Genomic DNA, 12,184 nt, shown 5'->3' with positions numbered 1-12,184 from the left:
TTCCACCGAACACACTAAGCCTCAACACAGTCATGGGTATTGGTACAGTATGGCGTCCGACCAAATCACTCTCAGCGAGGCACTCTCGATGGCCATTGGTGGAATGGTCGGCGGTGGGATCTTCGCTGTGCTCGGGGTCGTAGCTGTCGAAGCTGGTACCGCTACGTGGATCGCGTTCGTCGCGTCGGGCGTCGTCGCCATCTGTGCTGGCTACTCGGCGTTACGGCTCAACGCGCGATCAGAAGGCCAGTTGAACCCGATCGCCTATATCGAGCAATTCACCGGTAGCACGACGCTCGCGGGCATGACCGGCTGGACGTTCATCGCCGGATACGTCGGAACGATGTCGCTGTACGCCTACTCGTTCGGAGGATATTTCGCCGAACTGATCGGTGCGGACGCGGTCGCAGGCCTTCCGCTCCAACCGGTCATCACGCTGCTCGTTATCGTCGTGTTCGTCGGTCTCAACCTCGGCGGGGCACACGCGTCGGGACGCACCGAAAACATACTCGTCGGTCTCAAAGTGCTCATTCTGCTCGTTTTCGGTTTCGGCGGGCTCTATTATGGGTTCCAGCGAGGACTGATCAGTTCCGGTCTCGAGGACCTGCAAGTGAGCACGCTGCTGGCTGCCAGCATCGGCTTCGTCGCGTTCGAAGGCTGGGAGCTCCTGTTGTTCGACCAGGAAAACATCGAAAACCCCCAGGAGACGATCACGAAGGCGATCTACGGCTCGATCGTGTTCGTGACCGCACTCTACGTGATCGTGGCCGTCGTGACGACGAACCTCGTGAGCACGGAGGTCATTCAACGAAACGCAGAAACCGCGCTCGCGGTTGCTGCGGAACCGTTCCTCGGCCAGTTCGGCTTCGTGTTGATCTCGATCGCGGCACTGTTCTCGACCGGGAGTGCGCTCAACGCGACGCTGTTCAGTGCGTCCCGACTGACGCGGATGCTCGTTGCGGACGATCTGCTCCCGAGCCAACTCCGTGGCGTCGACGACGACCCGACCCGTCCGCTGCTCGTTCTCGGCGTACTGACGGCGTTGCTGAGCGGTCTCGGTGGTCTCGACGGGATCAGTTCGTTCGCCTCACTGTCGTTCATCACGATCTTCGGCGGATTTAGCCTGCTGGCGTTCCTCGAACGGACATCGTTCGTGTCGGCACTAATCCCCGCGATCGGCTGTCTGGGTGCGATCGCCACCATCGTCGGGCTACTGTATAACCTCGTCACAACCGAACCGGAGGTGTTCGTGGCAGTGGTCGGGATCTCGATTGCAGCCGTCGCCATGGAACTGCTGTATTTCGACCGGGAGCCGATTCTTGCTGAAGCACGGAATGTCAAGCAGCGACTCTGAGCGAGGTGCTGTTCTTCGGCAGGGTAGTTGCCCGCTATCCGTCGAAACACTCCAAACGGCACTATAACTGGCGTCTGTATGTGGTCTTGCTCCGTGCCATGGTGAAGAAGGCGACCACGTATGGAGCATCATTGATGACCCATGGAGAATCCACCGATGCGCTGCCAGCCGCCCCACCTATCCCAGAAGGCCGTTCAGGATGCTGGCGACGAAAAAGAGGATGACTACCTCGCTGACGATCCACGAGTTCGTGTTCATCCAGTCTCGAATCTTTGGGAGGATGGCTTCCGCGCGTTCTCCGAGCACTACCATACCGAGTGACGGAGACGCCAGCAACACCAGCGTGACGAGAACGAACGGAATGGCGTCCGTCAGCGGAAAGTCGTGGGCGGCGAGATAGGAGCCGACGGTGACGGAGGTGATGATGTCGGTTGGAAAGAATCCGAGCAGCAAGAAGCCGAGCCGGAACGAGAACTGCGGTGTGGCCGCCTGGAGTCGCCCCATCCACTTCGGGGGTTCCGATTGCCCACGCCCTAGGAACGTGCGGACCATGGCGATCAGGAGGAGCACCAAGATGATGACGTTGAGTGTTCCCCCCGACAGCCCCTGACCGGTAGCGCCGACCCCCAAGAAGAACGTAGCAGCGACCACGAGTGATATCGAGAGCGCTGCACCTAAGACGAACGCGCCGGAATTGCGCTGCCATCCCTCACTCGTGGCGAGGAAGATGGCGCTCAGAATCTGTGGGCCGGCAATCATCACGACCGCCAATGGGAGAACCGTGAGGAAGCTCACGACGGTACTCCCTCCTCGCGTCGCCACCGATCGATGGTCGACGCGATCGTCTCGTCCTCGCGGACGCCACCGAGTTCCTCGTTCAAGCCGACGGCATTTAGCATTTCCACGACCTGTTCGTTCGCACCCGCGATGCGGAGGTCGATCCCTTGGGAAGCGAGATCGCTCCGGAGATCGCCGAAGAACTCTGCGGCCGCGTAGTCCACGATCGGCGAGGAGAAGAGATCGAAGACGACGAGATCGACTGGCGAGTCGTGTGCTTCGATGCGCGCTTCGAGGTCGTTCTGTACGACGTTCGTGTTCGCGTAGAACAACTCGGCGTCGACGCGGTAGACGAGCACGCCGGAATCCTCGACCGCTTCGGGATGTCTCTTCGGGTTGATGAAGTGGTTGCTGTCCGGAAATCGACCGAGAGCCTCCGTCTTTGGGTTGCTGACGAGCGAGATCATGTGAAGCAGTGACAGACCGACGCCGATGAACACGCCCCAGACCATCCCCAGCGCGAGCACCCCCAACAGCGTCGCAGACGCGATGGCGAACTCGCTCCGGGTGACCTGTTGGAGTCGCTTCATCTCCGCAACGTCGATGAGACCGAGGACGGCGACGGTGACGACCGCTGCCAGAGTGGCGTCCGGGAGTGTCGTGAACACTCCCGTGAGAAACAGGAGAACGACGACGAGGACGGCGGCGACCACCGCGCTGACGACCTGGGATTTTCCGCCCATGGAGTCGTTGAGCGCCGACCGAGACATACTCCCGCCGACGGCGAACCCACCGAACAGGCCGGCGGCGACGTTCGCGGCACCGTCGGCCAGGAGTTCCTGATCGGGGTCAGCTCTGTACCCGTTCCGACGGGCAAACGTCTGGACGGCACCGATGCCCTGCACGTACGAGAGGATGAAGAGCGCGAACGCCACCGGAGTGAGTGCCCCCACGACCCCGACCTCGGGGACGGGCGGGACCGTGAGCGCCGGAAGCCCGCTCTGTAGGTCCCCGACGACGGCGACACCCTGTGCCTGAAGATCGAGCACCGACGACGTGACGATAGCCAGGATGACGACGACCAGGGCGGTGGGTACTCGCTGGAATCGTTCTCCCAGGAGCAAAAGGCCAATCGAGAGGAGGCCGACGATGACCGTCGTGGACTGTGCCTCGTTCAGGTGGCTGAGAATGAACCAGAATCGCTCGAAGAAAGTACCGTCAGCGCCCTCGATGCCGAAGAGTTTCCCGAGTTGTGTGGAGATGATGTACAGCGCCGCACCCGTCGAAAACCCGGTGAGCACTGACCCGGAGATGAAGTTGACGAGGTGACCGAGCCGGAAGACCCATGCGGCGATGCTGATGATGCCGACGAGGAGAGTCGTCACAGCGACGGCGGCGGGGTACGTGATCCCGTTCGACGCTGCGATGGGGCCGACGCCGGCCAGGAGGAGGATGGCGAGCGCCGAGGTCGGACCGACGATCACTTGCCGGGACGAAGCGAGGAAAACGTACGTTATGGCCCCCAGCAATGCGGCGTACAGTCCTGTCTGAGGAGGCAATCCCGCCAGTGAGGCGTACGCCAAACTCTCCGGAATGACCGCAGCCGCGACCGTGATTCCCGCCACGATGTCGAGTCGGATCCAGGACTGATCGTATTCCGGAAGCCACTCCATCATCGGGAGTGCCGACTCCACGGAGTGCTTCATTCGCTCCGGAAGACTATCGGTTGTCATGAGTCGAATCGAGCAACGAATCCGGTCGCCAGCCAACGCTAACTCGCGTGCCACGGTTTACGCCCTCATCGAAGAGTTTGTACCGTTCCCGCTCTCGGTCACGGCCGCTTGGCCCTTCGTGGAAGCCGCGGTCTCGTCTCATTCGATTCAGTATCTGAACCATACGAAGTGGTACGTCTTCCTAGCTGATCTATCCGTATCACTAGATTCATGAAATTCCAAATAGCGATAATTTCACTGCCGAACGGTTGAGCGGGCTGGATCGAGCAGTCACTCCTCGACTGGGGCGACACATCGGAATCCGACGTGGCTGGTCGAGGTATCGATTGGTTCCGGATACCGGGCGGCGGGTCGGTATCGGAAGCAGTAGTTCGGCGCACAGAGGTGCGAGCCACCTTTCAGCACTTTCCGAGGGATTTCGGACGGGTCTCTCGGATCGACACTCTGCTCCTCGGTGACGGTACGGAGATCAGCCGGCGTGCAGCACGATGCCTCGGGCTCACTGGTGGGAGGATCGGCACTGTACCAGTCTTGGGTCCAGTCCCAGACGTTCCCTGCCATGTCATACAGTCCGAATTCGTTCGCCGGAAACGATCCGACGGGCGAGGTGCGCTCGTAGCCGTCGAGTGCTTTGTTCTCGTGTGGGAACTCGCCCTGCCAGGTGTTCGCCATCAGCTGTCCATCGGGAACGTGTTCGTCACCCCAGACGAATCGCGTCCCCTCCAGCCTTCCACGAGCGGCACGTTCCCACTGGGCCTCCGTCGGGAGGGTCTTGCCAGCCCACTCGGCGAACGCCTCCGCGTCCTCGTAGGCGACGTGAACCACCGGATGGTCCATTCTGTCCTCGATGTCGCTGTCCGGTCCGAGCGGATGTCGCCAATCCGCACCCGGAACGTGCTCCCACCACTGGCTCGGGTCGCGACGGTTCACCGGTCCACCAGGCTGTCGGAACACCGCTGACCCCGCAACGAGGGCGTCCGGGTCTGCCCCGGGATAGTTCTCGGGGTTGGGATCGCGCTCGGCGACCGTCGTGTAGCCAGTGTCGTTGACGAACGCGGTGAACTCCCGGTTCGTGGTCGGCGTGCGATTCATCCAGAAGCCGTCGACCGAGGCCTCCCGGATCGGCCGTTCCTCCGGGTAGAACTCCTCGGAACCCATCAGAACGGTTCCGCCGGGTATCCACTCCATCTCCGGTTCCGGCGGCTCTCCCGGTGGCGTTTCGTCTGTTGCCGTTTTCGTTCGTGTGTCCGAATCGTGTGTCATCCTCGTCCTGTTCGTTTCGAACCAGCTTCAAGTTTTTCGCTGTCACGAATGTGTAACCCGTACGACCGCTGTCAGAGATACTGTGACAGCAACATCATCCCGATATGGGCCGGGATTCCGAGTGATCGCGGATCAGTAGTCTCAATCATACTTCGACTGAACACTACGAAGTTCCAAATCGACCGCGTTGGCACGCCGTATTCGGGGTTCTTCGACATATTCCGCGGTTGGGATGTTACAGCACTGATTCTTGTTCGAAACCTCGGGTCGAATCCGCTGGCGAATCACCGACCAGCCAGTCGATCAGCGATGCGTCGGACGGACGATTTTCGAGCTCGTTTCGTATTGCTTCATACGATTTATTAGGTGGATGCTGGCCCAACAATGTCCATTCGATCGTTCGCTCACCGAGCTGCGCGCTCGTCGTGTGTCGGCGCAACTGCCTCGGGCGGTTGTGGAGGAAACTACCGACCCAGCACTTCGACGGCCGAACCCTGGATCGATCCGATTACTTGCTTGTTCAATACGGATGGCGTCCGAGGAATGACAGGAAGAGGAGTGCCTGCTACGCTGTCGCGCTGGAGTCGACGTCGTCGCCGATGGTGACGAAACTGTACTCACAGTCCGGACAGCGCCACTTCACTTTCTCGCCGAGCCGGACCATCGTGCTCGCGGCGCGATAGAACGTTCGCTCCTCGTCACAGGTCGGGCAGTCGTGGTCGCGTTCGAGACTCATGAGGCCGGTTTGGGAACCATCCCCCCTCAATGTACTGGTTCGCCGGCCACTCACCGCGATACACTCCATTCTGATATACTGAACAGGTGGCGGCGTACGGTGAACCACAGTACTCAATTGGGTGTACGATGTGGGTGGTGACAATGGTCTCGGACGATCTCGCCGGCGCGCTCGACCGGGTGAACCAGCGATTCGACCTCAACGAGTACGAGACCGACGCCTATCTCGTGGTGCTCGAACACGGTCGATTGACCGCCTCGGAGATCGCCGACCGAACCGATATCCCCCAACCACGGGTGTACGACACCGTTCGGAGCCTCGGCGAGCGCGGTCTCGTCGAACTCCGGGAGTCTCGCCCCATCGAGGTGCTCGCGGTCGATCCCCAGACGGCGTTCGGGGGAGTCCACGACTCCCTCGACGCGCTCATCGACGACCTCCGGACCCACTACACCGCGCCCGCCCGTGACGCCGAGGCCGCCTCGCTCATCAAATCCCGCTCGACCATCCTCCGACACATCGAGAGCGTGATCGAGGAGGCCGAGTACGAACTCATCCTCTCACTGACGCCCGATCTCGTCGGCCGATTCGAGGATCGACTCGCCGCCCGACAGCGCGCGAACGTCGCCACCGAACTCCTCGTCACCCCCACTGCCGACGCCCCAGCTGCCGAAGAGTACGATTACGCGTCGATCGCCACCACCGTCCGGGCACGCGAGGGCGTCACGACCCCGGTGATCGCGGTCGGCGACGGCGAACACGCGGTCTACGCCACCCAGGACGCGATCGCGTGGAACCGCGAGCGGTACGGCGTGGTGTTCGACCGCTCGGAGCTCGGCTTCCTGGTCTCGGGGTTTTTCAACACGCTCCTCTGGACCACCGCCGAGCCCGTGCTCGACGACGGCGACGACCGGACGTTCCCCCGCCGATACGCCTCGATCCGGCGGTGTGTGGCGGATCTCGACGATGGCGAGGGACCGTTCACCGTGTCGGTTGAGGGCCGGGACACCGCTACCGGCGAGCCACGGACGGTGTCCGGAACAGTGCGCGAGGTCGCCCGCGACGAGACCGGCCTGACCGCCACCCTCACCATCGACACCGACGACGGCACGGTGACGGTCGGCGGTCGGGTCGCTGCCTTCGAGGACGTCGAGGCCCACGAACTTCGTGTCGAACAGGATTGATGGACGCAAGCTCTCCGCGTCGAACATTCGAATTCCTGATAGGATGTGGATCTCACGTTAGCTTCTGAAAATCGGTGCCTCTCCGCGACATATCGCGATAGTCTGTAGAGACGTTCGAAACTATCGTTCGACTGGAATGAATATTCCCCTGACCCGACCTCGACATAACCCGGGACCATCCACGACCATCGAACACGAACAATGTTGTTCGTGTAAGTTATTTGTGCCCATCAATAATGTTCACAAAAACACATAGAATTTATATGCCCCAGATCGGTGGTGTATCGGGAAATGCTCACAGGACTACCGCTGATACTGTTGCTGCTCGCAGCAGTTGCGTTCATCGTTTTCGCAACGGCGAAACTCAATCTCCACGCCTTCCTCACGCTCCTCGTCGCTGCGTACGCGACCGGCCTCATCGCTGGCCTCGATCCGACGAACGCGGCCACGCTCGTCACTGACGGCTTCGGTAACGTTCTCGGGTATATCGGGATCGTCATCCTCGCCGGCACCATCATCGGAAAGGCACTCGAACGCTCCGGTGCGGCGATCGTCATCGCGGACACCATCCTCGGTCTCATCGGCGAGGACAACACCGCCGAGGTCATGGCGGTTACCGGCAGCCTCGTCAGCATCCCCGTTTTCTGTGACTCGGGGTACGTCATCCTCTCCGGTCTGGGGCGATCGCTCGCGGAGCGCTCGAAGCTCTCGCTCGCGACCATCAGTGTCGCCCTCGCCAGTGGTCTGTACGTCACTCACGTGTTCGTTCCACCGACGCCCGGCCCCATCGCCGCCGCCGGCATTCTCGGTGCCGACGTCGGCCTCGTCATGCTCGCTGGGATCGCCGTGAGCGTCCCCATCACGTTCGTCGGGGCGAAGTGGGCGACGACCGTCGCTTCTCGCTACCACATCGATCCGGATCCGGACATGACGATGGACGACGTCAAGGAGGAGTACGGCACCCTTCCGTCGCCGGCGCGATCGTTCACCCCCATTCTCCTGCCCATCGTCCTCATCACGATCGGTAGTATCGCTTCGTACCCCAGCGCTGACGATCCCGCCTTCGTCGCCGGAGCGCTCCAGGACTGGTTGCTGTTCTTCGGCGACCCGGCCGTCGCGCTCATCATCGGTGCCTTCGCGAGCTTCGCAGTCGTCCCCGAGATCACCGACGAAGTCACGACGAGTGGGTGAGTGACGGTCTGACCGACGCTGCCGTCATCGTCGCGGTCACCGGCGCTGGCGGAGCCTTCGGCAACGTGCTCTCGGCGCTCCCGCTCGAGAGTTTCATCAGCAACACGTTCGGCGGACTCGGTATCGGTCTCTTCGCCGCGTTCGTCACCGCCGCCGCCCTCAAAACCGCGCTCGGATCGTCGACGGTCGCCATCCTCACCACTGCGGGTCTCGTCGCGCCACTCCTCGGTTCGCTCGGCCTCGCGTCTCAGTGGGGACGCGTCTTCGCCGTCCTCGCCATCGGTGCCGGTAGCATGACGGTCAGCCACGCCAACGACTCGTACTTCTGGATCATCACCGAGTTCTCCGACATGGAAACCGCGACCGCTTACCAGGCCTGGACGGCCGGAACGCTCGTCCTCGGTCTCTCGAGTATCGTCTGGATCGTCGTCCTCCAGAACATCGTCGGCATGCTCGGCTGATCGCCACTCGGGTACGGTAGGGCCAGGCGAACGGCCGTCACGAACTCGACTCAGTTCGTCGCATCGGTATCGTCGACGACGAGTACCCGCAGATCGTTCACGTTCGTTCCTGTCGGACCGGTTTCGACGAGCGCATCGGCAGCCTCGAGAAACGGGGCGGCCTCGTTCGAAGCCAGCGCTGCCCGTGCTTCTTTCGTCGTTTCATCGACTGTCTTCGCGTCGATGATGGCACCGGCCGCGTCGGACGCACCGTCGATCCCGTCCGTGTCGACGCTCCCGACGACGATACCATCGGCGTCGAGTTCGATCGCCGCACTGAGCGCGAACTCCTGGTTCGGCCCGCCGGCACCGCTTCCGGTGGACAGCGTCACCGTGGTCTCACCGCCCGAGAGGACGACCGCTGGTGGGTCGAGCGGGGTTCCCGTCGCGCGGATCTCCTCTGCGATCCCGACGTGGGTTTTGGCCGCCTCGTGTGCCTCGCCGCGCACGCGCGAACTGAGAACGAGCGGCGTGTAGCCGTGGTCGGCGGCCGTATCGGCGGCAGCCCGGAGTGCCGTGAGCCCGTTCGCGAGGACGTGTGTCTCCACCCGCACGAAAGCGTCGGCGTCGGGCGTTGGGGTCTCGGCGAGATCGGCCTCGGTGCCGCGTTCGAGGTGACGTTCCGCACGAGGTGGTAGTGTCACGTCGTAGCGATCGATGACGTCGAGCGCGTCGGCGTACGTGGAGCTATCCGGGACCAACGGACCGCTCGCGATGACGTCGAGATCGTCGCCAACGACGTCGCTGAGCAGGAGTCCCACGACGGTCGCCGGTGCCGCAGCCGCCGCGAGTCGGCCGCCCTTGATCGCTGAGAGATGCTTCCGTACGGCGTTGATCTCGTGAATCGTCGCACCGGTCCCGAGCAAGTCGTCCGTGACCGTTTGGAGGTCGGCGAGCGTGACGTCGCCGGCCGGTGCCGGAAGCAGCGCACTCCCACCGCCCGTGATGACGCCGAGAACGAGCGTGTCAGCCGTCGCGCCGGTGGCGTGAGCGAGAACTCGCTCCGCACCGGCGACTCCACGTTCGTTCGGCGTCGGGTGGCTGCCGGTGACGACATCGATCGTCGACAGCGGTTCCGGGACGTCGGTCACGACGACACCACCCGTTAGTCGGTCACCGAGTATCGATTCGAGCGCGGCGGCGACCTTTCCGGCGGCGTTTCCGCCGCCGAGAACGAGGACGTCGTCGTACGAGGCGAGATCGTAGACCGCCCCGTCGATCTCGAGGCCGTCTTCGGTGAGTGAAACAGCGTCTTCGACGACCGTCGCCGGGTGCGCCGCTTCGACTCCGGCGTCGATACACGACCGTGCGACCGCTCGTGGCGTGGCAGCTTCGATCGGGGCGTCATCACGAGTCATACCGCTGTAGTCCGACGGAATTCCTAAAGACGCTCCGACTCGATTCGCCCGTCACCGACCCCGCCTCCGGAAGCACCTCGTGGCAGCGCTGCTTCGTCGAGTTCTGGTAGTCGTGTGCGTTTTCACGCCACTCGGCGACTCTCGGCCCAACGTTGGGCCGAGAGAGTGCAGCCGTGGTCTGTGAGAACGGCGACTGTCGGCACGTCCTTCGTCGATCGATCTCCCTGGTGGTGGGACGTGTCGATGCGTGGGGTTCATCCGATGGCATCACGTACCTCGCTTCGAGTGTAGAAACGTCCGGAGAACCATGCATACAACGAAAATCGTCTGTACGCTCGGTCCCGCCTCGGAGTCGCGCGAAACCGTCGCGGCGCTCGCCGACGCCGGCATGGCGCTCGCGCGGTTCAACGCCAGCCACGGCTCGACCGACGACCGAGCGACCCTCATCGAGCGGGTCCGCGACGTCGACGCGACGAGCGACGCGTCGGTCGCCACGCTGCTCGATCTCCCCGGTCCCGAGATCCGGACCGCGCCGCTCGACGAATCGATCGAGCTCGCGACGGGATCGGAGATTCGGTTCGTCCCGGGCGAGACCGCGACCCCCGAAGAAGTCGGTCTCTCGACGCCGATCGCGGGCGTCGAGCCCGGCGATCGGGTGTTGCTCGACGACGGACGGATCGAGACCACCGTCGCGGAAAGCGAGGGGACCGCAGTGCGTGCGCGCGTCGATTCGGGCGGGCCACTCGGCGGGCGCGCGGGCGTCAACGTCCCCGGCGTGGATCTCGGGCTCGACGTTCCCACCGAGGACGACCGGCGCGAACTCGATCTCGCCGCCGACGCCAACGTCGATTTCGTCGCCGCGAGTTTCGTCCGGAGCGCCGACGACGTGTACGCCGTGAACGAGGCGCTCGAAGCACGCGACGCCGAGATCCCGGTAATCGCGAAGATCGAGCGCGCGGACGCGGTCGCGAATCTCGATGGGGTCGTCGAGGCGGCCGACGGCGTGATGGTCGCCCGCGGCGATCTCGGTGTGGAGTGCCCCCTCGAAGAAGTGCCGCTGATCCAAAAGCGGATCATCCGCCGGTGTCACGACGCTGGAGTGCCGGTCATCACCGCGACCGAGATGCTCGATTCGATGACGCACGCGCGCCGCCCGACCCGCGCCGAGGCCTCCGACGTCGCGAACGCGGTGCTCGACGGCACCGATGCGGTGATGCTCTCGGGTGAGACCGCGGTCGGCGACCATCCCGTGCGGGTCGTGGAAGCGATGGAGGGGCTGGTCGGCGAGATCGAAGGCAGCGCCGAGTACGCCGAGGGCGTCGAGCGGATGGTGCCCAAACCCGGCGACTCCCGGACCGGCGCGCTCGCACGATCCGCACGGTATCTCGCCCGCGACATCGACGCCGCGGCGGTGGTGGCGGCCACCGAGTCGGGCTATACGGCACGAAAGGCCGCGAAGTACCGCCCCGACGTGCCGGTGGTCGCGGTGACGCCCGACGATCAGGTACGTCGACGGCTCGGCCTCGTGGCAGGGGTGATCCCGCGGCACGCGCCGCTGACGGGACCGAACGAAAGCGTGGACGCCGTGATCCGCAATGCGGTCCAGACCGCACTCGACGCGGGCGTCGCCGATGCGGGCGACACGGTGGTGGTGCTCGCCGGGATGATGACCGATCTCGAAGGCGCGAACACCACCAACACGCTCAAGGTCCACGTCGCGGCCGAGATCCTCGCGACGGGCCGTTCGGTGGTCGATGGCCGGGTCTCCGGACCGCTCTCTCGTACTGTGGACGGCGATCTCACCGGGCTTTCCGAAGGGACGATCCTGTCCCTCTCCGCCGACTTCGACGACGAGTTCGACGGCGACCCCACCCGGCTCGGGGGGATCGTCAGCGCCCACGAGGGCGTCACGGGCTATCCGGCGATCGTCGCGCGCGAGGCCGGTCTCCCGATGGTCTCGAACGTCTCACTGTCCGACGTCGACGAGGGCGATCACGTTACGCTCGATGCTGGCCGCGGCGTCGTCTACGAGGGGAGCGTCGGCGGATAACTGCTCGTTCGTCGCGCAACACCGTTCGCCCGATCACTACG

At 63.6% G+C, this 12,184-nt stretch carries 10 protein-coding genes; 5 read left to right on the top strand and 5 right to left on the bottom strand.

Features of this window, described 5'->3' with window-relative positions; translation table 11 throughout:
• Positions 1 to 49 precede the first annotated feature (49 nt).
• Positions 50 to 1,354, top strand: coding sequence for an APC family permease (locus PHA81_RS10130; protein ID WP_273836685.1), 1,305 nt, complete (start codon positions 50 to 52; stop codon positions 1,352 to 1,354).
• A 177-nt stretch (positions 1,355 to 1,531) separates the two neighbouring features.
• Here the strand turns inward: PHA81_RS10130 and PHA81_RS10125 are convergent, their stop codons facing one another.
• The 4 genes from PHA81_RS10125 to PHA81_RS10110 form a co-directional block, all read right to left on the bottom strand.
• A complete protein-coding gene (locus PHA81_RS10125; protein WP_273836684.1) occupies positions 1,532 to 2,149 on the bottom strand; it encodes a GAP family protein in 618 nt (205 codons plus the stop codon).
• Entirely contained in the window at positions 2,146 to 3,837 is a 1,692-nt protein-coding gene (locus PHA81_RS10120; RefSeq protein WP_273836683.1) for a SulP family inorganic anion transporter, read from the bottom strand. The genes PHA81_RS10125 and PHA81_RS10120 overlap by 4 nt, the downstream gene beginning before the upstream one ends.
• Before the next feature lie 297 nt (positions 3,838 to 4,134).
• Positions 4,135 to 5,127, bottom strand: coding sequence for a formylglycine-generating enzyme family protein (locus PHA81_RS10115; protein ID WP_273836682.1), 993 nt, complete (start codon positions 5,125 to 5,127; stop codon positions 4,135 to 4,137).
• A gap of 565 nt (positions 5,128 to 5,692) precedes the next feature.
• A complete protein-coding gene (locus PHA81_RS10110) occupies positions 5,693 to 5,863 on the bottom strand; it encodes a hypothetical protein (RefSeq protein WP_005044095.1) in 171 nt (56 codons plus the stop codon).
• Positions 5,864 to 6,006: 143 nt separating this feature from the next.
• On the opposite strand from PHA81_RS10110, the gene PHA81_RS10105 reads away from it, so the two are divergent.
• The 3 genes from PHA81_RS10105 to PHA81_RS10095 all read left to right on the top strand — a co-directional run bounded on the left by PHA81_RS10105 (position 6,007) and on the right by PHA81_RS10095 (position 8,696).
• Positions 6,007 to 7,044 carry a TrmB family transcriptional regulator gene (locus tag PHA81_RS10105; protein WP_273836681.1) on the top strand — a complete coding sequence of 346 codons (1,038 nt, stop codon included), beginning with the start codon at positions 6,007 to 6,009 and terminating at the stop codon, positions 7,042 to 7,044.
• A gap of 291 nt (positions 7,045 to 7,335) precedes the next feature.
• Positions 7,336 to 8,235, top strand: coding sequence for an SLC13 family permease (locus tag PHA81_RS10100; RefSeq protein ID WP_273836679.1), 900 nt, complete (start codon positions 7,336 to 7,338; stop codon positions 8,233 to 8,235).
• Positions 8,232 to 8,696: a hypothetical protein gene (locus PHA81_RS10095; RefSeq protein WP_273836678.1), complete on the top strand. Its 465-nt coding sequence runs from the start codon at positions 8,232 to 8,234 to the stop codon at positions 8,694 to 8,696. The genes PHA81_RS10100 and PHA81_RS10095 overlap by 4 nt, the downstream gene beginning before the upstream one ends.
• A 50-nt stretch (positions 8,697 to 8,746) precedes the next feature.
• Here PHA81_RS10095 and PHA81_RS10090 read toward each other — a convergent pair whose 3' ends face one another.
• Positions 8,747 to 10,093, bottom strand: coding sequence for a DUF4147 domain-containing protein (locus PHA81_RS10090; RefSeq protein WP_273836677.1), 1,347 nt, complete (start codon positions 10,091 to 10,093; stop codon positions 8,747 to 8,749).
• Between the two features lie 307 nt (positions 10,094 to 10,400).
• Here PHA81_RS10090 and pyk point away from each other — a divergent pair, with 307 nt between their 5' ends.
• Positions 10,401 to 12,143 carry a pyruvate kinase gene (gene pyk, locus PHA81_RS10085; RefSeq protein WP_273836675.1) on the top strand — a complete coding sequence of 581 codons (1,743 nt, stop codon included), beginning with the start codon at positions 10,401 to 10,403 and terminating at the stop codon, positions 12,141 to 12,143.
• Positions 12,144 to 12,184 lie beyond the last annotated feature (41 nt).

It is taken from the genome of Halococcus sp. PRR34 (assembly GCF_028617175.1).
Classification (GTDB): Archaea; Halobacteriota; Halobacteria; order Halobacteriales; family Halococcaceae; genus Halococcus; species Halococcus salifodinae.
The sequence above is the reverse complement of the archived record's forward strand: the minus strand, read 5'-3'. Positions and strand labels throughout refer to the sequence as shown.